The organism is Bacillus sp. CH_70, from assembly GCF_038007045.1.
In the GTDB taxonomy this organism is placed as follows: domain Bacteria; phylum Bacillota; class Bacilli; order Bacillales; family Bacillaceae_G; genus Bacillus_A; species Bacillus_A cereus.
Genome location: NZ_JBBOWL010000001.1, coordinates 665,599 through 689,129 on the forward strand (window position 1 = coordinate 665,599; position 23,531 = coordinate 689,129).

Here is a 23,531-nt window from a genome sequence, read left to right on the forward strand (position 1 = left end):
TCCTTAATCTAGAGTATCAACCCATCGATATCCGACTCCGTAAACAGTTTTTAAATGGTGATCAATAGGGAAATTTGCTTTTCGCAATTTATCACGTAAATTACGAATATGTGAATCGACTGTGCGATCTTCTGTATTTGTGTTTAACCCCCAAATTCGTTCGATGAGCTGATCACGGCTTAATACGTAGTTCACATGGCGTAAAAATAATCCGAGTAAAGAAAATTCAATTGGTGTGAGAAGGAGTTCTTCATTATGGACAGAAACGAAGTGTTTGGTTTCATCCCATACAATACCGTGGTATTGGATTTGTTTATGTTCATTTGTACGTCTTAAAACGGCTTCAATTCTTGCGAAAAGTTCTTCTTCATGGAAAGGTTTCGTTACATAATCATCGGCTCCAAGTTTTAATCCTTGAACGACATCTACTGTTTGATCACGAGCTGTAACCATAATAATAGGAATGTTACTAAAAGATCGGATTTTTTTGCACGTTTCCCATCCGTCCATCTTTGGCATCATAATATCGAGTAAAACAAATTTAAAGTTTCGATTTTCTATATGTAAAATAGCCTCTTCTCCTGAAGTCGCACATACGCAGTTATATCCAATTGGGGTAAGATAAAGCGTTAATAATTCAAGCATTCTCGGTTCATCGTCTACGAGCAGTATATCAATCATAGAGAGCCCTCCATATTTATAATCGTTACTTAAAGTGTAATGCAAAATCATGAAGAAATGGTGCAGATTATGATGTGTCTGCATAATTTCTTCAGAATTGCTTGTTATTGTGGAGTTGAAATTACATTTTAGGTAATCATATTGGCTCAAAAATGATTAATACGGAGGCGGTATAGTGAAAAAAATGACCCGAATTTTGGGGATAACAATAATTACAGCAGTTGGTCTTGCTGCATGTGGGCAAACGAATACAGACCATAAAAACCATGAATCTACAAAAGAGAAGAAAACAGAGCAAAAGGAAATGAAAATGAATCAGGAAGTAACCGCGCCAAAAGAAATGAACGAAGGGGCATCGAATGATTTATTAACGACAAGTTTAAAAAATGTGACGAGGTTAAATACAAATGATCCCCTGCAAATGGCAGTGTTAACTTCGCAAACGATATGGCCAGCAACCCATAAAGAGAACCAGCCGGGTGCTGTTATTTTAGTACCAGCAAGCGAGTGGCAATTAGGTATTGCGAGTGCAGACCTTATTCATCATCCGAATAACGGACCGATTTTATTTATAGAAAAAGAAAAGATACCGGAAATGACGTTAAAAGAAATAAAACGATTAAATCCAATCGGAACGAAAGATGGAACACAAATTATGGTGATGGGAGATGTAGGTACTAGCGCGCTTGAACAATTAAAAGGTTATAAAGTAAAACAAATAAAAGAAACGAACCCAGCTATATTTGCGAAAGATGTTGATAAGGAGTATGCCGATATAACAGGAAGCTACCCAAATAGTGTTATTGTCGGTTCGTCTGCAGAAGAAGGACGTTTATATACAACACCCGCTGTAAACTGGATTTCTCATATGCCGGAACCACTACTCTATACAGAAAAGAATAAAGTGCCAGAAGCCACAATAGAGGCATTAAAAATGAGAAAAGATAAAGCAAATATATATATATTAGGGCCAGAAAAAATTGTTTCAAAAGAAGTAGAAAAGGAGTTAAGCAAATACGGGAAAGTAACGCGTATTAGTGGAGAGACCCCTACAGAAAACTCGATTGCGTTAGCTAAATTTAAAGATGAAAAAACAAAATTTGGCTGGGGATTCACAAAACCTGGTCACGGTGTATCATTTGTTTCAAGCAAAACACCAGATTTAGCAGTTGCTGGGGCACCTTTTTCACATATGGGTAAACACGCACCTGTTGTCTTGTTAGAAGAAGGGAAAGCTTCACAACCAGTGTATGACTTCCTTGCTACTATTCAGCCGAAGTTTAAAGATGATCCAACACTTGGACCATATAATCACGGTTTCTTATTAGGAAGTACGAGTGATATTTCATTTGAAACACAAGGAATACTAGATGAGAGGTTAGAAATTGTTCAGGAAAGTGGTCAAGGACACGGTGGACATTAATGAAATGAGAAAAGACGCTACTAAGGTAGCGTCTTTTTCTTTAGGAAACTTTTACATAGCAAAAAATCCTCTACTCGTTATATAATAGCTTTCGTGCAGTCGGCTAGATTTTCTTATGGAGAAAATCAAATTATAAAGGAGTAGAGGAGTGGTATTTTGTTTCAAACGATAAAAAATGACTGGTTTTCTAATGTGAGAGGGGACGTGTTATCAGGAATTGTCGTTGCTTTAGCATTAATCCCTGAAGCGATAGCTTTCTCTGTTATTGCAGGCGTGGATCCGACAGTTGGACTATACGCAGCCTTTTGTATTGCGGTTACCATTTCATTTGTTGGCGGAAGGACTGGAATGATTTCAGCTGCAACAGGTGCAATGGCATTATTAATGGTAACGCTTGTTAAAGATTATGGTTTGCAATATTTATTTGCTACAACAATATTAACAGGTATCGTCCAAATTATTTTTGGCGTGTTCAAACTGAGCTCATTTATGAAGTTTGTTCCGAAATCTGTTATGAGTGGTTTTTTAAATTCACTTGGAATTTTAGTTTTTACAGCGCAATTACCGCATTTTAAAAATGCAACTTGGCAAATGTATGCACTCGTTGTATTAGGACTTGCAATTATATATTTATTTCCACGTATTACAACGGTTGTACCTTCTACGCTTATTTCAATTATTATTGTGACGAGCATTGCACTTATGAGCGGATTACAGTTGAAAACAGTAGGGGATATGGGAAGCCTGCCGAAAGAATTACCGTTCTTTAGTATTCCTGATGTGCCATTTACATTAGAAACATTAGGGATTATTTTACCTTATGCAGTTATGCTTGCAATCATTGGTTTACTAGAGTCTTTATTAACAGCTTCAGTTTTAGATGATATGACGCATACAGAAAGTAATAAGCATAAAGAGGCACGCGGACAAGGGATCGCAAACATCGTTGCTGGATTTTTCGGAGGAATGGCAGGATGTGCAATGATCGGCCAATCTGTTATTAATATTAAATCAGGTGGACGAGGTCGCCTATCAACATTTGTAGCGGGCGGATTTTTAATCGTATTATTATTCGTTTTAGGAGATTATGTCGTTCATATTCCGATGGCAGCTTTAGTTGCGGTTATGATTATGGTTTCAATCGGAACGTTTGATTGGAACTCTGTAACAACGATTCATAAAGTACCAAAAGGAAACGCATTTGTTATGATCGTAACAGTTGTGATTGTCCTAATTACACATAACTTAGCATTAGGTGTAATTATCGGAACAGTAATTAGTGCGGTGTTATTTGCATTCAATATGGCAAAGATTCACGTGAAACATTTATATATTGAAAATAAGAAAATATACGAAATTCACGGTCAACTTTTCTTTGCATCCACAGCCGATTTCATAAATAATTTTTCATTTAATGAAGATGTAAAAGAAATTGAAATGAATTTTACTCATGCGCACGTATGGGATGATTCAGCGGTGGCATCAATTGATAAAGTTATCATAAAGTATGAGCAAAGTGGTGTGAAAGTAAGTATAACAGGATTAAATGAACGTAGCTCAAAACTTGTTGCAAATTTAGCTACTTATAATAAAAGAATTGCTAGTTAAAAGCCTCCTTTTTAGGAGGCTTTATTATATAATACGAGTAGGATAACGAAAAGGGGATTCAGCATATGTACAAACAAATTATATTAGCATGTGACGGTTCTGAACATGCACTTCGAGCAGCGGAACATGCAACATATATTGCAAAATGTAGCGAAGAAACAAATGTTGAAGTTGTGTACGTAGTAGATAATAGAACGGCAAAATCAGATATTATACAAGGTCAAACAGATTTAGAAACAATATCGGCTAGTCGAAAAGATAAATTAAAAGAGATTGAAGTTTTATTAAAGAAAGAGAACATATCTTATACAATTACGATATTACATGGTGATCCTGGAGATACAATTGTTCAATATGTAAATACAGGAGATATAGATCTTGTTATAGCGGGAAGCAGAGGATTAAATACACTGCAAGAAATGGTACTTGGTAGTGTAAGTCATAAAATAGCAAAACGAGTAAAATGTCCGGTGATGATTATAAAATAAAATGTAACTAAAGACCTTAGTATAGCTGAGGTCTTTTTTATGTATAAATAACTCTCATTTGTGGAAATACTAGATATATAAGTTGAAAAGATGTTAACTTACAAATTTGTAAGTTAGTTGTTAGAGAAATCGATGTTATGAAATTTTTCCCATTGGTAAAATAAAAGTATCAAAGGGGAGATAGGGAGGATGGAAGTAATGAAATCATTTCAAAATTTGTCATATAGTCAAGGGGTAAGCTTAATTTGTTTAGGGGGATTTGCTGGATCTGTTACATTAGCTGTTTTAATAAAGGTATTTCATCAAATCTTTTAATATTAGAGTAGGGAAGGAATTGGTTGTTATAAATAGTAAGAAAAGGATTGTAAATAAAAAATAGCTCCTGGCATGTATCTCAGTGCCAGGAGCTATTTTATTATTTCTCTGTTTCTGCTTTATCGCTCGTTACGCTAACTTTACCCCACTTATATTGATCTTCTGGTGTATATTTGTAATCTTTTACGCGATTATTTACACCTTTTAGGTCAAATTTATAATGAAGTGGAATTAATGGTACTTCATCATGAACTAATTTTTGCCATTTATCGTAGACATCTTTACGGTACTTTTCATCAGCAGCTTTTGGAGAAATACCTTGTTTTAATAATTCTGTGTTTTTGTCAGTAGCCCAACGTGTGTAATTGAACGCTGCATTTTTAGCCCAAATACCAGAAGGATCTGGATCAGATGCAGTTCCCCAAGCTGCCGCAAAAAGATCAACTTTTGGATCATCTTTTTTAATCATATCGTAGAATGAGTTGAATTCATGTAAGCGACCATCAAGAAGCTCTACTTTTAGACCGATGTCTTTCCAAGATTGAATAAAGAATTTTGCAAGTGGTTCACTTACATCGCTACCACTCATTGATAAGAAATTAGCTTTAAATTCTTTACCATTCGGGTCTTCGCGGAATCCATCCCCGTTCGTATCTTTATAGCCAGCTTCATCTAATAACTTTTTAGCTTTCTCTACATCTTTATCATAGGCACCAATTTTATTGTTATGATATTTTGGTAGAGATGGTGGGATTGGTGAGTTAGCCGGATAACGTAGGCCGTGATATAATTTTTCGCCAATTTCTTTTCGATCAATAGCATACGCCATCGCTTGACGTACACGAACATCTTTAAATTTCTCCTTATCCATCACTACTTCTTCTTTTTCTTTATCCATATGGCCTAATTTAAAGCCGATATAACTATAGTATAAATCGGTTTTACCGACTAATTGTGCATTTTTTAATTTACTTACATTTGGATACTGATCTGCACTTACTTCAGCAATGTCAATATCACCATTTTTTAAGGACGCGTTAACAACGGAAGGGTTAACAACTTTTAAAACCATACTTTTCAGTTTTGGTTTTCCACCATAATAATCATCAAAACGTTCAAATTCAACAGATTCTCCTGGAGTAATTTTCTTCACTTTAAAAGGTCCGAAACCAATTGGGTTTTTACGGATTTTATCAGATTCTGCTAATTTATCGATTGGTACATCTCCTAAATATTTCTTATGAAGAGGGTATGCCCAAAGCCCAGTTTTCACTGAAGGATTCGGCTCTTTAAATGTAATCGAAATTGTTTTTGGATCCGTTACCTTTATACCTGAAATTTTTTCGGCTTTTCCATTGTGGTAATCTTCCATACCTTCAATCATTTGCATTTGAGTGTCATAGCGAGAACCGGCATATTTTTTACTACCAATCACTAGATAAGAGTATTCTAAATCTTCAGCAGTAACAGGGTTTCCATCATGCCATTTTACATTATCTTTGATTTTTAGTGTAATTGTCTTTTTATCTGCAGAAATTTCATATGTAGCAGCGCCATCATTTGTGTATTCCCAGTTTTCGTCATTTGATAATAAAGATTCATCGAAAATTGTAATGACTTGGTTATCAGGATCTCCTTCATATACAGCGAAATTTAAAAGTCCTTCAAATGGTGTGTTAGAAACAAGACCATATGTTAATGAACCATCTTTAATTTCCTTTTTATCATTTTTAACAGATGCACTAAATTTATTTGTATCTACTTTTTTTGTGCTGCTCGTTTTTTCACTACCACCACTGCCCCCACATGCTGAAAGTAGTAATGTTGAAACTGCAAGTGTACTTAATACTTTGAAAAACTTTGGCTTATTTGTCATTTCTTCCACCCCTTATCCCTTTCTTTGTCTTGCGTCGGCCGAACGGCGTAGCGCTTGACCAATAAAATTTATACACAGCATCAATGTTAAAATCATGATTGATGCGGGTAACCAAATCCACCATTTCTCTTGTAATACATCTGGATTTCTAGCATAACTAACAAGTGTACCAAGGCTTGGTGTACTTTCTGGTAGACCAAATCCTAAGAAAGTTAGACCAGATTCAATACCGATGTTTCCAGCAAGATTTAATGTAATGCTAACAATGATAATTGAACTTAAGTTAGGTAGTACTTGGAAAAGAATGATTTTCCAGTTTGGTGTTCCTAAAGTTTTAGATGCAGAGACATAATCGAGTTCTTTTTCAGTTAATACTTTTGAGCGAATTAATCTGGCTTTTCCTGTCCATAAGAACACGCTCATAATTAAAATGAAAGTGAAAATATTGAACGTAGGAACAAGTGTAATAAATACAATTACAAGCATTAAAAATGGTAAAACCATAACAAAGTCGATAACGCGCATAATGATATTATCAATAGTTCCTCCGAAATAACCGGCAATTAATCCAATTGAAAGACCAATTAAACAAGAAAGAATAGTAATTGCTAATCCAATTGTAAATGAGTTACGTGTACCAATAATAAGTTGACCGAAAATATCGCGTCCTCCGTAATCTGTTCCTAACCAATGTTCAGCAGAGGGAGGAGCATAAATAGCGAATAAATCAACTCGTACAATATCTTCTTGTTTCATAATAAAAGATGTTGCGTAGACTGCTAGTAATAAAATTGCTAGGAAAAAAAGTGAAAACATTGCTAATTTATCTTTACGAAGTTCTCGCCACATAATAGAGAAACCGGAAGGGCTTTTTTCGTAATGAATAACTTCAGTTTGTTTTTCGGGTTTTGCTAACATAATGTTTCTTCACCTCCATTAATCAATACGAATACGTGGATCGACGATGCTTAGAATAATATCTGAAAGGAGAGTTCCAAGTAACGTTGCAAATCCAGTAAACATAACGAGTGCAGTTATTACACTAAAATCACGTTGAGAAATAGATTGTATAAATAGTTGTCCAATTCCTGGATAGCTAAAAATACTTTCTAAGAAGATGGCACCGCCAACTAATCCTGTAATTTCATAGCCTAAGAAGGCTGCAATTGGTAAGAATGAATTTCGTAAAATATGTCTAGAATAGATTTTTGATTCTGGAACACCTTTTGCTCTTACTGTACGCACAAAGTCTTTATGTTTCGTATCAATAATTTCGCTTCGTAAATATTGAACAGTACCAACTGTTGCAATTAATGCCCCTGATAAAGCTGGTAGTAGCATGTGATTTAATTTGCTTAAATAGTAAGCAAATGTTCCTGTTGCAACTTGAGGATCTACGCTACCGCCGGTTGGGAATATTGCAAACTTAAATCCGAATAGGAAGAGCATAACGAGTGCAAATATAAATAGTGGTGTAGCAAAACCTAGATAGTTGTAAATGGTAATGAGTCGATCAGCCCATGTATCATTCCACCGCCCACTTATAACTCCTAGTGGTATGGCAATTAAATAAGTAAGAATAAGAATAACAAGTGCTAAAGATACTGTATTTCCAAGGCGTTCTCCAATTAACTCGGTTACTTTCATTTTGTGTGCATAGGAAATACCGAAGTCACCTTGGACTGCATTTTTAATCCAGCGAACATATTGTGTTGTAACTGGGTCATTTAATCCAAGCTTTTCACGTTGTTCTTCAATTACTTTTGGATCCGCTTTTGGATTCATTGCTCTGCCGGTTAAGGCATCGCCTGGCATTGCTTTAGCTAGTAGAAAGACAAGTATACTTAACACGAATAATTGCGGGATCATCACTAAAAATCTCCGTAATATAAACTTCCACATGTTTTATCACTCCCTTAAGGTAATGCCACCCGGTGTGTTGGCGAGATTGTTTTTAAATCGTAAGCACGACCATTTTCGTTGAAATAGTTTTCGTATGATTTTTCGTATTCAGCGCTTACTTCACGACGTAATTTACGTTGTTGTTCGCGGTTTTCAGGACGAATATCAGGAATAGCTGATATTAAGCGCTTCGTATAAATATGTTGTGGATTATTATAAATTTCTGCACTTGTTGCTTCTTCAACGATGCGTCCGCGATACATAACACCGATACGGTCACACATATGGCGAATTACGCCTAAATCATGACTAATAAATAAGTATGTTAGTCCGAGTTCAGCTTGTAAATCTTGCAAGAAGTTTAAAACTTGAGCTTGTACCGACACGTCAAGTGCAGATACAGGTTCGTCCGCGATAATAAGCTTCGGTTTTAATGTAAGTGCCCGTGCAATACCAATTCGCTGTCTTTGTCCACCAGAAAACTCATGTGGATATTTATAAACAGATTCTGGGTTTAATCCAACTATACTAAGATACTCTTGAACGGTTCTACGTTCTTCATCAGGTGAGAGCTTCTCAAAATTTCGAAGAGGTTCAGCAATAATATCGAGAACACGTTTTTTCGGATTTAATGATGAATAGGGATCTTGGAAAATCATTTGAATATCTTTTCGTTGTTCACGTAGCTCAGAGCGACTTAACTTTGTTAAGTCTTTATTGTTAAAATGAATGCTACCATTTGTCGCTTTCGTTAAATGCATAATTGCTTTACCTGTTGTTGATTTACCACTACCAGATTCACCAACGATTCCGTATGTTTCACCCGGTTGTAATTCAAAACTTACGCCATCGACAGCGCGCACGAAATCTAATGTACGTCCGAAGAAACCACCTTTAATTGGGAAATGTACTTTTAAATCGTCTACTTTAAGCAGTGCCATGAGTTACGTCATCTCCTTTCTTATCTTGGAAGTTGAAATGCTTGTAGCAAGTACAACGTACCCAATGGTCTGGCTTTACTTCATGCAAAATTGGATTTTCCTCGTGGTGATCAGGTCTAATCCATGGAATTCGAGCTTGGAAACGGCAACCCGTGCGAGGCATCTTCGCCAACGAAGGAACAACCCCTTGAATCACGTGTAACTTTTCTTTTTCTGCATATGCAGACGGGATTGAGTTTAATAAGGAACGAGTGTATGGATGAAGAGGATTATTAAAAATCTCTTCTACTGTTCCTGTTTCTACAACTTGTCCTGCATACATAACGACAATACGATCGGCGGTTTCGGCAACGACGCTTAAATCGTGTGTAATTAAGATGATGCCCATTTTTGTTTGTTCTTGAATGGATTTTAGTAAGTCTAATATTTGAGCTTGAATTGTTACATCTAGAGCGGTTGTTGGCTCATCTGCAATGATGAGTCCAGGCTTACAAGCAATTGCAATTGCGATAACAATTCTTTGTCTCATTCCGCCAGATAATTCGTGTGGGTATTGTTTATATGTAAGTTCTGGTTTTGGAATACCAACTTGATGGAGTAGTTCTAAGGTGCGTTCTTTCTTTTCAACTTTTGAAAGGCTTGTGTGGTAGTCTAAGTTTTCTTCGATTTGTTTTCCAACTGTCATAAGAGGATCGAGTGCTGTAAGAGGTTCTTGGAAAATCATACCGATGTTTGATCCGCGTACTTTATTCATCTCTGCGGCGGACATGGTTAGTAGATCCTTATCTCTATAGTTAAGCTGCCCTTGTAATTTTGTATTTGCTTCATTATGCAATCGCATAATGGAAAGGGCAAGTGCACTTTTTCCGCATCCTGACTCACCAACGATAGCAACAATTTCATTTTCATGAACAGTTAAGGATACATCATCAACTGCTGCATGATACTGATCTTGTATACGAAAGGAAGTTTGCAAGTTTTCAATACGAAGAAGTGGATTCTTCATGGCTATCCCTCCATCTTTTCTGAAAAAACTAAATATTTTGTATGTTGTTATTTTAATATAAATTGACAATGTTTGACAAGGGTAAGTTGAAAAAATATTCAAAAATCTTTTTATATAAAAGTGGAATGCAGTTGTATTAGGTGTTGAAGTAATTTGGAAGCGCTAACATATATATGAGAGGAAAATAAATCTTTTGTAAGAAAAAAGATTTATATGTAGAAAAAAGAGAGGCATTCTGGAAAGAATGGTCTCTCTTTTTTTGATAAGTATAATATTTGTACTTAAGCTTGCTTTTGTTTTGTTGACCCTGTATTTAAAGTAAGGGCAAGGAAGAACATTGCAAGTATGCAAGATGCAAGTAATAAGATGAATCCGCCATCCCATCCGAATGCATCTACGATAAAGCCCATAGCGGCACTAGCGAAAGCAGCTCCGCCTAAGTAACCGAAGAATCCAGTTAAGCCTGCTGCAGTTCCAGCAGCTTTCTTTGGTGCTAAATCTAGAGCGTGTAGACCAATTAGCATAACCGGTCCGTAAATTAAAAATCCAATTGCGACAAGTGCGATACTATCAACCATTGGATTACCAGGAGGGTTTAACCAGTAAACAAGAACTGCGATAAATACACCAACCATAAATAAAATACCAGCAGGTGCACGACGTCCTTTAAATAGTTTATCACTCATCCATCCGCAAAGAAGTGTACCTGGAATACCAGCCCATTCATATAGAGCGTAAGCAGTACGTGAGCTACTATGAGTAAAGCTTTTTTCTTCTACTAAATAAGTAGGAGCCCAGTCTACAACGCCGTAACGTACGAAATATACGAAAACGTTCGCAATAGCGATGTACCATAAAAACTTATTGTTTAGTACGTATTTAAATAAAATTTCTTTTGCCGAAAGTTCGCGTTCGCGATCTTTTATTTTCTCATCTGGTGGATATTCTCCAGTATGCTCTTCAATAGAAGGTAGTCCACAAGATTGAGGCGTATCTTTCATCGTAATTAATACATAAATACCAACTAAAATTGAAAGAATACCTGGGAAGTAAAAAATACTTTTCCAGTCATCTGCGAAGAAGTATAAGCCTAATGTTACAAGAGAAGGCATAAGCGCGCCGCCGACATTATGAGCGACGTTCCAAATAGACATTTTTGTACCACGTTCGCTAATAGAGAACCAGTGAACCATCGTACGACCACAAGGAGGCCATCCCATACCTTGTACCCATCCATTTAAAAACTGAAGTACAAACATAAGTATAATGCTCGTTGTAATGAAAGAAAATGAGCCGAAAATAATATTAATGATACCTGATAAAAATAGCCCAGCTGCTAAAAAGTAGCGAGGATTACAACGATCGGATACGATACCCATCAAGAATTTACTTAATCCGTAAGCGATAGATACTGCTGAAAGGATAACCCCAAGTTCCCCTTTACTAAAGCCTTGTTCGATTAAGTATGGCATTGCTAGTGAAAAGTTTTTTCGAACAAAGTAGTAACCTGCATAACCGATGAAGATACCTAAGAATACTTGTAAACGTAATTTACGGTATTCGCTATCAACGCGATCAGCTGGTAAGCGTTCCGCGTGGGGCGCAGGTTTAAATAATTGTGTGAAAAACATAAAATGAAAATCCTCCCCTAATTAATTCGAAGCGTTTTAAGACAGAGAATATAAAAAGGCCATGAAATATAAAAAAGTTTCCTTTTTTATGATTCATAGCCGTGTACTCCGTTTCTCCGTGACTGTCAATATTAACTTCGTCGAAAATTATACAACTTTGTGACAAAAATGTAAACGTTTTTATGAATAAAAGTATTGACGGATTTTGTTCGTAGGATTAATATTTAAATACGTTAAATATTTTATTGTTTAAATAAGAGGTGGATAACATGCCAAATGATATGACGCATATCGATAAAATTCAAGCTCTTGCCTTTTCGATTGGAAAGAAAATGCAGACGGAGTTATTAGAACAAATGCAAGCAACAGGACTTACACCACCGCAGTTTTATATTTTAAAGATTTTAGATCATTATGGGGCTTCAAGAGCGACAACATTAGCAAAAAAGATGTATGTGAAGCCTAGCGCGATTACAGTGATGATTGATCGTCTAATCGATCAAGAACTTGTAGAACGCTATCACGACAAAGATGACCGTCGTGTTGTCATCATCGAGTTAACGAAAAAGGGGAAAGCTAGAGTAGAAGAGGCAATGACAGCTCGCAACGAGCATATTGCAAAATACTTTTCACATTTAGAGTTGCAAGAAAGAGAAGATTTATTACGTCTCTTTGAGAAGTTAGAAACCATTATTTGCGGGACACAAGAGAAAAAAGAGAATAACTAAGAGGAATTGAGGAGATTACATGGAGCAACAAGAAAATCAAAATAGAAAGTTGTTGTTAATCGGTTTAGTAATCGCGATGCTATTTGCTGCATTAGATGGAACAATTGTTGGTACAGCAATGCCACGTATCGTCGGTGACCTAGGCGGATTAAGTTTAATGACATGGTTAACGACAGCTTATATGTTAACATCAACGACAGTTGTACCAATTGCAGGTAAATTAGCGGATTTACTTGGTCGTCGTAACGTATATATAACAGGGCTAGTTATTTTCATGATTGGTTCGGCGTTATGTGGTATGGCGAATGGTATGACAGAATTAATTATTTTACGTGGTATTCAAGGTCTTGGTGGCGGTATTATGATGCCAATGGCTATGATTATTATTGGAGATATGTTCACGGGAAAAGAACGTGCGAAATGGCAAGGTATTTTTGGTGCGTTATACGGTCTTGCTTCTGTAATTGGACCACAAGTTGGTGGTTGGATTGTAGATGCAGTGAACTGGAGATGGGTATTCTACATTAACTTACCGGTTGGTATTTTAGCAACAATCTTTATTGCAATGGGATTAAAATCACATAAACAAACAGGACCAATTAAAATTGATATCGCTGGAATCTTTACGATGATTCTAGGTGTTGTAAGTTTATTACTTGCGCTAACGTTTGGCGGAAAAGATTATGCATGGGATTCTTGGCAAATTATCGGTTTATTCGCACTAGCTGTAATTGGTATCGTTAGCTTTGTTATTGTTGAAACGAAAGCTGAAGAGCCGATTTTACCAATGCATTTCTTTAAAAATCGCACATTTACAATACTGAATGCGATTGGATTCTTTATGAGTATTGGAATGTTCGGCGCGATTATGTTCGTACCATTCTTCATGCAAGGTATTGTAGGAGTAAGTGCTGCTGAATCAGGAACAATTATGACTCCAATGATGATTACAATGATTGTAATGAGTATTATCGGTGGGCAACTTGTATTAAAAGTTGGTGTAAAACCACAAATTATCGCAGGTATGCTTATTATGGCCGGTGGTTTCTGGTTATTAACAACGATGGATATGCACACAACGAAGCTTACAGCTACTTCTTATATGATGGTTATCGGTTTAGGAATGGGTCTTGTAATGCCGACATTAACATTAGCGTTACAAGAAAGCTTCCCGAAAAAAGACCTTGGTGTCGTAACGTCATCAAGTCAGTTCTTCCGTCAAATTGGTGGAACATTTGGTATTACAATTTTAGGATCAATTATGAATAACACTTCAGGTACAACGTTAACAAATAAATTAGTACCTGTATTAGATACATTCCCGAAAGAAGCGGGACAAATGGTAACGAAATTTAAAGATATGATTCACACAGATCCACAAGGTTTATATTCGATGCTATTTAGCCCAGAGGCATTAAAACAAATGCCAGAAGCGTTTGCTAACAGCATTGTACCTATTTTGAAAAACTCTTTAGTAGACTCGCTTCATACTGTATTCTTAACAGGATTAGTATTTATCGTAGTAGGTGCCATCTTTACGATTTTCTTACAAAAAATTAAACTATCAGATCGTAAAAAAGATGCTGAACAGCCTGCTGTAGAAGAAAAAGAAAAAACTGTATCATACTCGTAATGAAGAAGCATCGCCTTATGGCGGTGCTTTTTTGAGTATAACCTTAAAAGCTTTTTAGTGAGAAATGATTGACGTATTTTTAGAAATACGTTATATTATTTTCTGTAAACGGTTACATGAAATGAGGAGAAAAGAGAATGAGTACGATTAAAGACGTTGCGAAATTAGCGGGAGTATCTGTTGCGACCGTTTCCAGAGTTTTAAATAAAAATGGATATGTTCACGAAGATACATTAAAAAAGGTAGAGCGTGCAATTGAGATGTTAGATTATAAGCCTAGTACAGTAGCACGTTCACTGTATAATAAAAAGTCTCGTTTAATTGGCTTAGTTGTTCCAAATATCGTGAATCCGTTCTTTCCAGAAGTTGCACGTGCCGTAGAAGATGTAGCACATAAACAAGGTTACACAGTTGTCCTTTGTAACTCTGATGAAAGTTTAGAAAAAGAGAAACAATACATTGATGTACTTAGACAAAATAATGTAGATGGATTTATTGTAGCAACAAATCCACAAAATAGTGTTAATTACATGAATTTATCTGTCCCGGTTGTTGCGATTGACCGTATGTTTAATGAGCGTATTCCTACTGTATATGCAGATAACTATGCAGGAAGTCAGGCTGCGACAAAGTTGTTACTAGATAAAGGATGTAAACATATTGCGCATATTCGCGGTCCACGTGATGTGAGTACTGCAAATGAACGTTTTGAAGGTTTTGTAGACGTTATTACGCAAAATAACCTTTCGTATATGATTGCGGAGAGTACGTTTGAGCCAGCAAATAGTGAGCGTGTAGCGATGGAATTATTAGAAGAATACCCGCATATTGATGGTATTGTTGCTGGGAATGATTTAATTGCGATTGGTATTGTAAAGGCTGCACTTCAAAAGGGGATTGCCATTCCAGATGATTTACAAATTATCGGATTTGATGGAATTTCTTTAACAGAAATGATGTATCCATCTATTACAACAGTTGCACAACCGATATATGAAATGGGGAAAATTGCAACAGAGTTGTTGTTAGAGCAAATGGAAGGAAATACATTAGAAGAGAAACACTATCGTTTGCCGATTGAAATTATAGAACGAAATACAACGAAGTAAGGAGATGAAACAGATGCCAAATATTGCAGTAGTAGGAAGCATTTCAATGGACTTAGTGGCTGTTTCAAAAAAACGGCCGAAAGCAGGAGAAACAGTAATTGGTGAAGCGTTTCATACAATCCCAGGAGGGAAAGGGGCAAACCAAGCAGTTGCTGCAGCTAGGTTAGGAGCAAATGTAGCAATGGTTGGAGCGGTAGGAAATGATGATTATGGAACAGTAGTTAGAAAAAATTTAGAGAACGAACGCATTTTTATCGATTATGTGGTACCGGTTACAGATAGAACGACAGGAATTGCTCATATCGTTTTAGCAGAAGAAGATAACAGTATTGTTGTCGTACAAGGGGCAAATGCTCTTGTAAATAAGTCAGTTGTAGATCGCTCCAAAGACCTTCTTGTAAAAGCGGATATGGTTGTTCTTCAACTAGAAATTCCACTTGAAACAGTAAAATATGTATTGGCTATTTGTGAGGAACATAATATTCCTGTTATGTTGAATCCAGCGCCAGCACAAGTTTTATCAGAAGAAATTTTAGAAAAAGCAACTTATATTACGCCAAATGAACATGAGTGCCGCATTGTATTAGATGATTTTACATCACCAATTGAAGATTTATTGGCGAAGTATCCAAATAAATTATTGATGACAGAAGGTTCTAACGGTGTTCGTTTCCATAATGGCACGGAGATTGTACATGTTCCTAGCATTGCTGTTGATGTAGTGGATACAACTGGAGCTGGTGATACATTTAATGGTGCGTTAGCAGTTGCACTTTCTGAAGGAGAGACACTTCAAAAAGCAATTCGTTTCGCGAATATTGCCGGTGGTCTTTCTGTAACGAAACTTGGAGCACAGGGCGGTATGCCAACGAGAGATCGAGTACGTGAAGTGCAGGTGATTGTTGGATGAAAAAGCATGGTGTATTAAACAGTGAAATCGCGGCAGTCCTTGCTTCACTTGGGCATACAGATACGGTTGTAATTGCTGATTGCGGGTTACCGATTCCGGATGGAGTAAAACGAATTGATTTAGCTGTTGAGATTGGAAAACCGAGTTTTTTAGAGGTGTTACAAGTTGTAGCTGATGATATGGCAATCGAAAAAGTGACGTTAGCAGAAGAAGTCATTATAAATAATGCGGAAGTAAATAAAGAGATTGAGCAAAAATTAATAGAGCCAGCATTTGAGTATGTATCTCATGAACAATTTAAAGAGCATACAAAGAAAGCGAAGGCGATTATTCGTACAGGCGAGGCTACGCCTTATGCAAATGTAATTTTACATGCAGGCGTGATTTTTTAATAAAGGGAAGTGATGGGAATGCATATTGAAATGAAAAACATTTCAAAGGCGTTCAATGGCAATCCTGTTTTGAAGAATGCACAGTTTATGATTGAAACAGGAGAAGTCCATGCATTGATGGGGGAAAATGGAGCGGGTAAATCAACGCTCATGAAGATTTTAACAGGTGTATACAAAAAAGATGGTGGGACAATCACGATTGATGGGCAAGAGCGCACCTTTAAAAATGCGAAAGAAGCTGAAGAGTACGGCATCGCATTTATACATCAAGAACTAAATATATTGCCGAATTTAACAGTAGCTGAAAATATGTTTCTTGGTAAAGAGTTAATGTATGGGAAAACAGGTATTTTACGCACTCGACAAATGAACGCGATTGCGCAGCAGCAACTAGCAGAGCTAGGATTGCATGTAAGAGGTGCTATGTTAGCAGAGGAACTATCGGTTGGACAACAGCAAATTATCGAAATTGCGAAAGCGTTAATGACAAACGCGAGCGTTATTATTATGGATGAACCTACTGCGGCACTGACGGATCGTGAAATCGAAACGCTCTTTACAGTAATCAATAAGTTACGTAAAGAAGGTGTTTCATTCGTGTACATTTCGCATCGTATGGAAGAGATTTTCTCAATATGTGATGCCATTACGATTTTGCGTGATGGAGAATACGTCGGAAAGAGATTAATTCCAGAAACATCATTTGATGAAGTAGTGAGTATGATGGTGGGGCGCAGCATTGGTGAACGTTACCCAGAGCGAAATAGTCAAATTGGTGATGTCATTTTTGAAATGCGTAACGGAACGAAGAAAGGGAAATTTGAAAATGTTTCGTTTCAAGTGAGGAAAGGTGAAATCCTTGGTGTAGCTGGTTTGATGGGGGCTGGTCGCACTGATATTATGAAAGCGATATTTGGTTATGAACCTTTAGATTCTGGACAAATTTTTATAAATGGACAAGAAGTAAAGATTGATAGTCCGATAGATGCAATTAGACAAAGAATTGCTTTCATTACAGAAGATAGAAAGTCTGAAGGATTAGTGTTAGATTTTTCAATTCGAGAAAACTTATCGTTACCGAATTTAGAAAGTCTTTCAAAGGGAAGTGTTCTAAGCAACGAGCTAGAACAACAGTTTACAGAAGATATGATGAAGCTTCTTAATGTGAAAGCATCTAGCGGAGAGCAGGCAGTGAAATCTCTTTCTGGTGGAAATCAGCAAAAGATTGTAATCGCAAAATGGCTAGGCATTCATCCGCAATTACTCATTTTAGATGAGCCAACAAGAGGTGTCGATGTTGGAGCGAAAAAAGAAATTTACTCTATTATGAATAAGCTTACTGAGCAAGGCGATGCCGTTATTATGGTATCATCTGAGCTTCCGGAAGTTTTAGGGATGAGTGATCGAGTTCTTGTTATTCATGAAGGAAAAGTCGGCGGCATTTTAGGGAAAGATGAGGCATCACAAGAGTCTATTATGGCACTAGCTACAGGGGGAGAGTAAGGATGGCTAAGAAGGGGAATGTATTACAACAACTCGGTTCTTTAATCGGTTTAGTATTAATTATCGTCGTAATTACAGCTTTAAATCCAGCGTTCATTGAAATTCCAAATTTATTTAATATACTGCGTCAAGTATCGATTAATGCGCTTATTGCATTCGGAATGACCTTTGTAATTTTAACAGGGGGTATTGACTTATCGGTAGGTTCTATTTTAGCATTATCAAGTGCACTTGTTGCTGGAATGATGGCAAGTGGCATGGATCCGTTCCTTGCAATGGCAGTTGGACTATTAGCAGGTCTTGTAATGGGAATTGTAAACGGTATCATCATTGCGAAAGGAAAAGTAGCTCCATTTATTGCAACTTTAGCAACAATGACTATTTTTCGTGGGTTGACGCTTGTTTATATGGACGGACGTCCGATCACTGGTCTTGGTGATCATTTAATGTTCCAAATGTTTGGCCGCGGTTATTTTCTTGGTATTCCGGTACCAGCTGTTACAATGATGATCGCTTTCGCAGTACTGTACTTCATTTTGAAGAAAACGACATTTGGCCGTCGTACATTTGCAATTGGTGGAAATGAAGAAGCAGCAGCACTATCAGGTATTAATGTTACGAGAATTAAAGTAATGATTTACGGTCTTTCCGGAATTTTGGCAGCGCTTGCAGGTATTGTCTTAACATCACGACTAGATTCTGCACAGCCGACCGCAGGTACTTCTTACGAATTAGATGCAATTGCAGCAGTTGTATTAGGTGGAACAAGTCTTTCTGGGGGAAGAGGATGGATTGTTGGTACATTCATCGGTGTACTAATTATCGGTGTACTAAATAACGGTTTAAATTTATTAGGTGTATCTTCTTTCTTCCAACAAGTTGTAAAAGGACTTGTAATCTTACTAGCTGTATTAATTGATCGCCGAAAAGAAGCGTAATGGAGGGACAGTTCATGAAGAAATGGTTACTTATACTCGTTGCATGTATTATGGTCATTACTGCTGGTTGTTCAATGGAACCACCAGAATGGGCAAAGGATTCTAGCGATAAAGGTCGAAATAAAACTATTAAAGTTGGATTCTCTGTTTCAACTTTAAATAATCCCTTCTTTGTAACTTTGAAAAAGGGTGCAGAAAAGAAAGCGAAAGATAGCGGCATCGAATTGATTGCTGTTGATGCGCAAAATGATGCAGCGAAGCAAACGAACGATGTTGAAGATTTAATTCAAAAGGGTGTCGATGTAATTGTTATTAATCCGACCGATTCAGATGCTGTTGCTTCAGCGGTAAGTGCGGCAAATGCAGCAAATGTTCCTGTTATTACAGTAGACCGCGTTGCGAATTCAGGTAAGGTTGTTTCTCACATTGCATCTAATAATATCGAAGGTGGTCAAATGGCTAGTGATTACATTCGTGAATTAGTCGGCGAAGGAGCAAACGTTGCTGAGTTAGAAGGAATCCCTGGATCGTCTGCTGCTCGTGAACGTGGGAAAGGATTCCATAACGTAGCCGATAAGTCTTTAAAAGTAGTTGCAAAACAAGCGGCTGATTTTGATAGAGCGAAAGGATTATCTGTTATGGAAAACATTTTGCAAGCAAATGGTGATATTAAAGCCGTGTTTGCGCATAACGACGAGATGGCATTAGGTGCACTTGAAGCATTGAAGTCTGCTGGAAAAACAGATGTGGTAGTTGTTGGATTTGATGCAACAGAAGATGCTGTGAAAGCGGTTAACGATGGGCGTATGGCTGCAACAGTCGCTCAAAAACCGGAATTAATCGGAGAGAAGGCGATGCAAACAGCAAAAGAGATAACACAAGGTAAAAAAGTGGACAAATCTATTCCGATTGAATTAGAGCTTATTAAGAAAAATAAATAAATATAAAATGAAAATTAGGAAGGAAGAATAACAAATGAAATTCTTTATTGATACAGCAAACATTAACGAAATTAAAGAGGCAAATGCATTAGGCGTAGTAGCTGGAGTAACGACAAACCCATCACTTGTAGCAAAAGAAGGCGTAGATTTCCATGAGCGTATTCGTGAAATTTGCAGCTTTATAGAAGGACCTGTAAGTGCAGAAGTAATTAGCTTAGAAGCTGATAAAATGATTGAAGAAGGAAAAGAATTAGCGAAGATTGCTCCAAACGTTGTTGTAAAAGTTCCAATGACAACAGAAGGTTTAAAAGCAGTAAAAGCATTCTCAGATTTAGGAATTCGTACAAACGTTACATTAGTATTCTCAGCAGTTCAAGCATTACTTGCAGCTCGCGCTGGTGCAACATATGTTTCACCATTCTTAGGTCGTTTAGATGATATCGGTCATAACGGTATGGATTTAATTCGTCAAATCGCAGAAATCTTTGCAATTCATGGCATCGAAACAGAAATCATTGCAGCATCTGTACGTCACAGCGTTCACGTAACTGATGCAGCATTAAACGGTGCACATATTGCAACAATCCCAGCAAACGTAATTGCTTCATTAGTGAAGCACCCATTAACAGATCAAGGAATCGAGAAATTCTTAGCTGATTGGGAAAAAACACAAGAGAAATAATAGAAAATCAAGAATCCTAGTTTAATTGACTAGGATTCTTTTTTTATTTAAAAGAATTTTCATGCAATTTTGCATATTGTCTTTTAAATTTGTTATATAAGATATTTAATATATATCACATAACTCTTTATTTTTCATATTTCGATATAAAGTGAAACTTTAATCAGTGGGGGCTTTGTTCATCAGCACACTGATTAGTAGTTGAACCAAGGGATAAACAGATAGAGGGTCTGACCAGAAAACTGGAGGGCATGATTCTATAACAGAAAGTTTAATGTTTATAGAATTATGTCTTTTTATATAGGGAGGGTAGTAAACAGAGATTTCGACAAAAACGCACCGATTTATCTGAATTTTAAGTTTTATAAAAGGAGAGAAATGGAATGAGAAGAAAAGCCCCATTTAAAGTGTTGTCATCATTAGCAATTGCAGCAATTATCGGATGCACATCTGTAATGAGTGCGCCGTTAGCATATGCAGAAACGCCAGCAAAAGAGAAAGAGAATGTGTCTACAACGCCAATTGATTACAATTTAATTCAAGAAGATCGTTTAGCGGAAGCTTTGAAAGAAAGAGGAACAATTAATCCAGCATCTTCTAAAGAAGAGACGAAAAAGGCTGTCGAGCAATATATTGAAAAGAAACAAGGAGATCAGGCGAACAAAGAAATTCTTCCAGATGCTCACTCACAAGAAACGTCTGATTTCACAAAAAAAGTAAAAGAGAAAAAGATGGAAGAAAAGGAAAATGTAAAAAAGACTGAAAAAAATATTAATCTTGAGCAAAAGCCAGAACCAAATAAAAAGCAATTAAATGGGCAAGTTCCAACTTCAAAAGCAAAGCAAGCTCCATATAAAGGATCTGTTCGATCGGATAAAGTATTAGTGCTACTCGTTGAATTTAGTGATTATAAACATAATAATATTGATCAAACACCAGGTTATATGTATTCGAAAGACTTTAGTAGAGAACATTATCAAAAGATGTTGTTCGGTAAGGAGCCTTATACATTATTTGATGGTTCAAAAGTAAAAACGTTTAAACAATACTATGAAGAGCAGTCTGGTGGTAGTTATACGACAGACGGATATGTAACGGAGTGGCTAACAGTTCCAGGAAAAGCATCTGATTATGGAGCTGATGGTAGCAGTGGTCACGATAATAAAGGTCCGAAAGGTGCACGTGATTTAGTGAAAGAAGCTTTGCATGCAGCTGCTGAGAAAGGACTAGATTTATCTCAGTTTGATCAGTTTGATAGATATGATACAAACGGGGATGGGAATCAAAATGAACCTGACGGTGTAATTGATCATTTAATGGTAATCCATGCTGGTGTTGGTCAAGAAGCAGGTGGTGGTAAATTAGGTGATGATGCGATCTGGTCACATCGTTCAAAATTAGCAGTAGATCCAGTAGCGATTGAAGGTACAAAATCAAAAGTAGATTACTTTGGTGGAAAAGTAGCAGCACATGATTACACAATTGAACCAGAAGATGGAGCTGTAGGTGTGTTTGCGCATGAATTTGGACATGATCTTGGATTACCAGATGAATATGACACGAAATATACTGGAAATGGTTCACCTGTCGAAGCTTGGTCATTAATGAGTGGAGGTAGTTGGACAGGAAAAATCGCAGGAACGGAGCCGACAAGTTTTTCACCACAAAATAAAGACTTCTTACAAAAGAATATGGGTGGCAACTGGGCAAAAATATTAGAAGTAGATTACGATAAAATTAAGAGTGGTGTGGGAGTTCCTACCTATATTGATCAAAGTGTTACGAAATCAAATCGTCCAGGCGTTGTACGTGTTAACTTACCAGGTAAAAGTGTTGAAACGATTAAACCGGAGTTTGGAAAGCATGCATATTATAGTACAAGAGGCGATGATATGCATACAACGTTAGAGACACCATTCTTTGATTTAACAAAAGGAACAAATGCAAAATTCGATTATAAAGCAAATTATGAGTTAGAAGCAGAGTGCGATTTCGTCGAAGTACATGCAGTAACAGAAGATGGAACGAAGACGTTAATTGATAGACTTGGAGAAAAAGCAGTCCAAGGAGATAAAGATACAACAGATGGGAAATGGATTGATAAATCATATGATTTAAGTCAATTTAAAGGCAAAAAAGTGAAACTACAATTAGACTATATTACAGATCCGGCTGTAACATATAAAGGTTTTGCGATGGACAATGTAAATGTAACTGTTGATGGACAAGTTGTATTTTCTGATGATGCAGAAGGACAGTCTAAAATGAATTTAAATGGTTTTGTTGTTTCTGATGGGACAGAGAAGAAAGCTCATTATTACTACTTAGAGTGGAGAAACTATGCGGGATCAGATAATGGTTTAAAAGCAGGAAAAGGTCCAGTGTATAATACAGGTCTTGTCGTTTGGTATGCAGATGATAGTTTCAAAGATAACTGGGTTGGGGTGCATCCAGGTGAAGGATTCCTTGGTGTTGTAGATTCTCATCCAGAAGCGCTAGTTGGTAATTTAAACGGAAAACCAGCATACGGTAATACGGGCATGCAAATTGCAGATGCTGCATTTTCATTTGATAAAACACCAGCATGGAGTGTAAATTCATTAACACGTGGTCAGTTTAACTATTCTGGATTACAAGGTGTTACAACTTTTGATGATTCAAAAGTATATAGTAACAAGCAAATTGCAGATGCAGGAAGAAAAGTTCCAAACCTTGGACTTAAATTCCAAGTTGTTGGACAGGCAGAAGATAAATCGGCAGGCGCTGTTTGGATTAAACGTTAATAACATAAAAGCACATTCTTCATATGAAGAGTGTGCTTTTT

At 36.8% G+C, this 23,531-nt stretch carries 21 protein-coding genes; 14 read left to right on the forward strand and 7 right to left on the reverse strand.

Annotated features, from left to right (window positions below; genetic code table 11):
• Positions 1 to 3: 3 nt before the first annotated feature.
• The gene (locus tag N2V79_RS03305; RefSeq protein ID WP_043935151.1) at positions 4 to 681 is read right to left on the reverse strand and encodes a response regulator transcription factor; all 678 of its coding nucleotides are present in this window, start codon (positions 679 to 681) and stop codon (positions 4 to 6) included.
• A gap of 175 nt (positions 682 to 856) precedes the next feature.
• On the opposite strand from N2V79_RS03305, the gene N2V79_RS03310 reads away from it, so the two are divergent.
• From N2V79_RS03310 to N2V79_RS03325, 4 genes are all read left to right on the forward strand, one after another.
• Positions 857 to 2,104, forward strand: coding sequence for a cell wall-binding repeat-containing protein (locus N2V79_RS03310; RefSeq protein WP_340719570.1), 1,248 nt, complete (start codon positions 857 to 859; stop codon positions 2,102 to 2,104).
• A 156-nt stretch (positions 2,105 to 2,260) separates the two neighbouring features.
• Positions 2,261 to 3,712 (forward strand): SulP family inorganic anion transporter, encoded by a 1,452-nt coding sequence (locus N2V79_RS03315; RefSeq protein WP_340719571.1) that lies wholly within the window; start codon positions 2,261 to 2,263, stop codon positions 3,710 to 3,712.
• A 65-nt stretch (positions 3,713 to 3,777) separates the two neighbouring features.
• Positions 3,778 to 4,200 (forward strand): universal stress protein, encoded by a 423-nt coding sequence (locus N2V79_RS03320; RefSeq protein WP_000278001.1) that lies wholly within the window; start codon positions 3,778 to 3,780, stop codon positions 4,198 to 4,200.
• Positions 4,201 to 4,398: 198 nt separating this feature from the next.
• Positions 4,399 to 4,515 carry a DUF4027 family protein gene (locus N2V79_RS03325; RefSeq protein ID WP_002094283.1) on the forward strand — a complete coding sequence of 39 codons (117 nt, stop codon included), beginning with the start codon at positions 4,399 to 4,401 and terminating at the stop codon, positions 4,513 to 4,515.
• Between the two features lie 100 nt (positions 4,516 to 4,615).
• Here N2V79_RS03325 and opp4A read toward each other — a convergent pair whose 3' ends face one another.
• The 6 genes from opp4A to glpT all read right to left on the reverse strand — a co-directional run bounded on the left by opp4A (position 4,616) and on the right by glpT (position 11,871).
• Positions 4,616 to 6,391: an oligopeptide ABC transporter substrate-binding protein gene (gene opp4A, locus N2V79_RS03330; protein ID WP_095691411.1), complete on the reverse strand. Its 1,776-nt coding sequence runs from the start codon at positions 6,389 to 6,391 to the stop codon at positions 4,616 to 4,618.
• Positions 6,392 to 6,403: 12 nt separating this feature from the next.
• A complete protein-coding gene (locus tag N2V79_RS03335) occupies positions 6,404 to 7,309 on the reverse strand; it encodes an ABC transporter permease (RefSeq protein WP_064532043.1) in 906 nt (301 codons plus the stop codon).
• An 18-nt stretch (positions 7,310 to 7,327) separates the two neighbouring features.
• Complete coding sequence (gene opp4B / locus N2V79_RS03340; RefSeq protein WP_064532045.1) at positions 7,328 to 8,293, reverse strand: oligopeptide ABC transporter permease; 966 nt, start codon at positions 8,291 to 8,293, stop codon at positions 7,328 to 7,330.
• Positions 8,294 to 8,307: 14 nt separating this feature from the next.
• Entirely contained in the window at positions 8,308 to 9,234 is a 927-nt protein-coding gene (locus tag N2V79_RS03345) for an ABC transporter ATP-binding protein (RefSeq protein WP_064532047.1), read from the reverse strand.
• A complete protein-coding gene (locus N2V79_RS03350) occupies positions 9,221 to 10,240 on the reverse strand; it encodes an ABC transporter ATP-binding protein (protein WP_090978411.1) in 1,020 nt (339 codons plus the stop codon). Before N2V79_RS03350 ends, N2V79_RS03345 begins: the two co-directional genes overlap by 14 nt.
• A 281-nt stretch (positions 10,241 to 10,521) precedes the next feature.
• Positions 10,522 to 11,871 (reverse strand): glycerol-3-phosphate transporter, encoded by a 1,350-nt coding sequence (gene glpT / locus N2V79_RS03355; RefSeq protein ID WP_000466382.1) that lies wholly within the window; start codon positions 11,869 to 11,871, stop codon positions 10,522 to 10,524.
• A 269-nt stretch (positions 11,872 to 12,140) separates the two neighbouring features.
• Between glpT and N2V79_RS03360 the strand changes: the two genes are divergently transcribed.
• The 10 genes from N2V79_RS03360 (at position 12,141) to inhA2 (ending at position 23,490) form a co-directional block, all read left to right on the forward strand.
• Positions 12,141 to 12,599: a MarR family winged helix-turn-helix transcriptional regulator gene (locus N2V79_RS03360; protein WP_001132365.1), complete on the forward strand. Its 459-nt coding sequence runs from the start codon at positions 12,141 to 12,143 to the stop codon at positions 12,597 to 12,599.
• A gap of 19 nt (positions 12,600 to 12,618) precedes the next feature.
• A complete protein-coding gene (locus N2V79_RS03365; RefSeq protein ID WP_340719572.1) occupies positions 12,619 to 14,232 on the forward strand; it encodes an MDR family MFS transporter in 1,614 nt (537 codons plus the stop codon).
• Positions 14,233 to 14,369: 137 nt separating this feature from the next.
• The gene (gene rbsR, locus N2V79_RS03370; RefSeq protein ID WP_000104051.1) at positions 14,370 to 15,341 is read left to right on the forward strand and encodes a ribose operon transcriptional repressor RbsR; all 972 of its coding nucleotides are present in this window, start codon (positions 14,370 to 14,372) and stop codon (positions 15,339 to 15,341) included.
• 13 nt (positions 15,342 to 15,354) lie between these two features.
• Positions 15,355 to 16,251: a ribokinase gene (gene rbsK, locus N2V79_RS03375; RefSeq protein ID WP_001132865.1), complete on the forward strand. Its 897-nt coding sequence runs from the start codon at positions 15,355 to 15,357 to the stop codon at positions 16,249 to 16,251.
• The gene (rbsD, locus tag N2V79_RS03380; RefSeq protein WP_000716151.1) at positions 16,248 to 16,643 is read left to right on the forward strand and encodes a D-ribose pyranase; all 396 of its coding nucleotides are present in this window, start codon (positions 16,248 to 16,250) and stop codon (positions 16,641 to 16,643) included. The genes rbsK and rbsD overlap by 4 nt, the downstream gene beginning before the upstream one ends.
• 18 nt (positions 16,644 to 16,661) lie before the next feature.
• Positions 16,662 to 18,146 (forward strand): ribose ABC transporter ATP-binding protein RbsA, encoded by a 1,485-nt coding sequence (rbsA, locus tag N2V79_RS03385; protein WP_088022994.1) that lies wholly within the window; start codon positions 16,662 to 16,664, stop codon positions 18,144 to 18,146.
• Positions 18,147 to 18,148: 2 nt separating this feature from the next.
• Positions 18,149 to 19,084, forward strand: a complete 936-nt coding sequence (locus N2V79_RS03390) for an ABC transporter permease subunit (RefSeq protein ID WP_001074641.1) — start codon at positions 18,149 to 18,151, stop codon at positions 19,082 to 19,084.
• A gap of 14 nt (positions 19,085 to 19,098) precedes the next feature.
• Positions 19,099 to 20,025, forward strand: a complete 927-nt coding sequence (gene rbsB, locus N2V79_RS03395) for a ribose ABC transporter substrate-binding protein RbsB (protein WP_088022991.1) — start codon at positions 19,099 to 19,101, stop codon at positions 20,023 to 20,025.
• Positions 20,026 to 20,059: 34 nt separating this feature from the next.
• On the forward strand, positions 20,060 to 20,707 hold the full coding sequence (fsa, locus tag N2V79_RS03400; RefSeq protein WP_000667666.1) for a fructose-6-phosphate aldolase: 648 nt from the start codon (positions 20,060 to 20,062) through the stop codon (positions 20,705 to 20,707).
• A 383-nt stretch (positions 20,708 to 21,090) separates the two neighbouring features.
• Positions 21,091 to 23,490 carry a M6 family metalloprotease immune inhibitor InhA2 gene (gene inhA2, locus N2V79_RS03405; protein ID WP_075719438.1) on the forward strand — a complete coding sequence of 800 codons (2,400 nt, stop codon included), beginning with the start codon at positions 21,091 to 21,093 and terminating at the stop codon, positions 23,488 to 23,490.
• Positions 23,491 to 23,531: the final 41 nt, after the last annotated feature.